This is a genomic window from Dietzia sp. UBA5065, assembly GCA_002415925.1.
GTDB lineage: Bacteria > Actinomycetota > Actinomycetes > Mycobacteriales > Mycobacteriaceae > Dietzia.
In genome coordinates this window covers 48,580-50,486 of sequence record DIAZ01000143.1, presented here as the reverse complement: position 1 = coordinate 50,486, position 1,907 = coordinate 48,580, and the positions used below count along the sequence as shown (strand labels likewise).

General features: G+C 69.8%; 3 protein-coding genes. 1 reads left to right on the top strand and 2 read right to left on the bottom strand.

Translation table 11 applies throughout. From position 1 onward, the window contains the following. Positions 1 to 86: 86 nt before the first annotated feature. The gene (locus B4M60_RS11870) at positions 87 to 599 is read right to left on the bottom strand and encodes a DUF4395 domain-containing protein (RefSeq protein ID WP_291084116.1); all 513 of its coding nucleotides are present in this window, start codon (positions 597 to 599) and stop codon (positions 87 to 89) included. 118 nt (positions 600 to 717) lie between these two features. On the opposite strand from B4M60_RS11870, the gene B4M60_RS11865 reads away from it, so the two are divergent. Further along, positions 718 to 1,407 carry a pentapeptide repeat-containing protein gene (locus B4M60_RS11865; protein WP_291084113.1) on the top strand — a complete coding sequence of 230 codons (690 nt, stop codon included), beginning with the start codon at positions 718 to 720 and terminating at the stop codon, positions 1,405 to 1,407. A gap of 23 nt (positions 1,408 to 1,430) precedes the next feature. On the opposite strand, the gene B4M60_RS11860 is transcribed toward B4M60_RS11865, so the two are convergent. After that, on the bottom strand, positions 1,431 to 1,703 hold the full coding sequence (locus B4M60_RS11860) for a hypothetical protein (protein WP_291084110.1): 273 nt from the start codon (positions 1,701 to 1,703) through the stop codon (positions 1,431 to 1,433). Between the last annotated feature and the right edge of the window lie 204 nt (positions 1,704 to 1,907).

Here is a 1,907-nt window from a genome sequence, read left to right as displayed (position 1 = left end):
CATTCTCGGGGGAATTCTCGGGCGGTGTCGTCATGCGCCAACGGTAGCCCACCACCACGACACCCGAGGTCGCGGAAAGGACTCGATCAGCTGCGTGCGGTCATCCCGGGCCGCGCCCAGATGTCCGCGCACTCGACGCACGAGTCATCCGACACGACACCGACCCGCTGGAGATGCGCGTACAACCAGCACCCGAGGCAGAACCCGAGCGCCGCCTCGGCGAGGGCCGCCGCCACCAGCACACCCAGGACGACGGCACCCGCGGTGGATAACCCCGCAAGGAACAGCCCGAGGGCGACCGAGGACATGACGAGCCCGATCGTCTGCGCGAACCGTTTGGGTGCGCCCGCGACCAGCTTCGGGGTGGAGCTGACCCGCGGCGCGATCACGTGCACCGAGAGTCGGCCGAACGGTGAGTACCGGGGACCCCCGGCGACCCGCAGCGCGAATCCCACAACGAGAGCCGCCGCGAGCCATACCTGCACCGGAGGCGGGGCGAGGATCGTCGCCACGGCGAGCGTCACGACGAGCCCGGCGGTGCATCGCGCCGCGTAGTCGTTCACGACCTCCGGAAAAGCGAACACCTCGCGCAGGCTCATCTGGCAACTCCCTCGACATCACATACAGACAGGTCGGTCTACTTCCCCGTCGAGAGTACGCCTCCTCCCGCGGAAAGCACATCCGCCGCCGGGAGGTCCCCCGCCTAGGCTGGCGGCCGTGCCTCCCCCACTGCGCCGTCGATCCGGCTCCCCGCGCCCGCCCGCCGCCCCGACCATGCCGCGGCGGGAACAGCTCGCGCCACCCCTCACCGACCTCCACGCCGACGCGCTCTGGGACGGAGTCCTGGCCACCGCCGAGCACGCCCCCTCACCGGACGAGGGCGCGGCGCGCATCGGCGGTGCGGAGATCCGCGACTCCGTCCTGGAGGGCATCCGCCTGAGTAGCGCCCGGGCCGATTCGCTCCGCCTGACCGACGTGGTGGTCCGCGACTGTGACCTCTCGGGGATGGTCGCCGACGGGGCCTCGTTCACCCGGGTGAGGTTCGTCGGATGCCGGCTCACCGGAATCGTGCTGTCGGACGCGCGACTGACCGACGTGAGCTTCGAGGACTGCCACGCAGACATGGTCAACCTACGGATGGCCCGACTGCAGCGGGTGCTCCTGTCTGCCACCCGCTGCAGGCAGGCCGACCTCCTCGAGGCCCGGGTCGCGGACCTGTCGACGGACGGCGCGGACCTTCGGGGGGCGTCCTTCGAGCGGGCCACCTTCGCCGCCTCGGACCTGAGGGGCGCCGTGCTCGAGGACGTCCGCGGAGCCTCGGCCCTACGCGGGGCGATCATCTCGCCGGAGCAGGTCCTGGCGGTCGGGCTGGCACTGATCGGCGAGGCGGGGATCCGGGTGGAGTGACGGGTTCGGCGGACGACCCCCGGTCAGGCGAGGTGCGAGGCGGCTTCGCGCCACTGGTTGACGGCGCGGTTGATCACCGCCTGCAACTGGAGGACCTGATCGCGATCCGTGAGGGAGATGCCGTCCACCCCGGTCTTGAGGAAGAGTTCCGGCATTCCGCGGCCTGCGCCGTGCTCGTCCAGCACCACGGTCTCGGCGACCACCACCTCGAGGACAAGGTCATCCCCCGGGCCGTCGACTTCGGCCACGAGATCGTGTCGGTATCGAGGGGTGGAGAGGTCGATCGCATCGGTCATGAGGGCGCTCCCGAGTGGAACTGAGGGTTGGCCCCAATAGTAGGTGCCGAATTTCGGCGATCGCACGCGAGGGGCGGAGTGTTACGGGTTGTGATATTTTCGTGACCCGGATCATCCCATTCCGGCGACGTCGCCATCCCGCCCGTGAGATCACTTGCCCACCAGGCGAGGTCGCCGCGCACACTCCTAAGGGAATCCTCATCT

Coding starts and splice junctions, on each gene's coding strand:
- B4M60_RS11860 (WP_291084110.1), bottom strand. CDS start 1,703: ATGACCGATGCGATCGACCTCTCCACCCCTCGATACCGACACGATCTC.
- B4M60_RS11870 (WP_291084116.1), bottom strand. CDS start 599: ATGAGCCTGCGCGAGGTGTTCGCTTTTCCGGAGGTCGTGAACGACTAC.